This is a genomic window from Megasphaera sp. AF13-6AC, assembly GCF_027685385.1.
In the GTDB taxonomy this organism is placed as follows: Bacteria; Bacillota; Negativicutes; order Veillonellales; family Megasphaeraceae; genus Megasphaera; species Megasphaera micronuciformis.
In genome coordinates this window covers 1-345 of sequence record NZ_JAQCUN010000313.1, presented here as the reverse complement: position 1 = coordinate 345, position 345 = coordinate 1, and the positions used below count along the sequence as shown (strand labels likewise).

General features: G+C 46.4%; 1 protein-coding gene. It reads right to left on the bottom strand.

From position 1 onward, the window contains the following. Positions 1 to 241, bottom strand: a 241-nt coding sequence (locus tag PGX78_RS09085) for a MetQ/NlpA family ABC transporter substrate-binding protein (RefSeq protein WP_270446641.1), incomplete at its 3' end; no start/stop codon positions are given. Between the last annotated feature and the right edge of the window lie 104 nt (positions 242 to 345).

Sequence of the window (345 nt, the reverse complement as noted above, 5' to 3'; positions counted from 1 at the left end):
TCGGCTTTACATAGTCCGTAAATTCGATGATTTTTAAATCAATACCTTCTTTGGCTAATAAGGGCTTGATTTCGTTGAGAATCTCACTGTGAGGAACGGGGGTAGCCGCTACGGTAACCACCGTATTTTTAGTTGTCTCCGTGCCGCCTGCAGGTGCATTACTGCCGCAACCGGACACGAAGGCTGCCGCCGCTACTAAGGTTGCTGCGGCAAGAACGGAAAGTTTTTTTAATGAATACATAACATATCCTCCTTCATAAATGGGTGCTTACCTGTAAAAATCCCCTTTCCGTGAGGAAAGGGGGAAATTGTCGTCCCTTATCTCTCGGAAAATGTCCGCAGGAA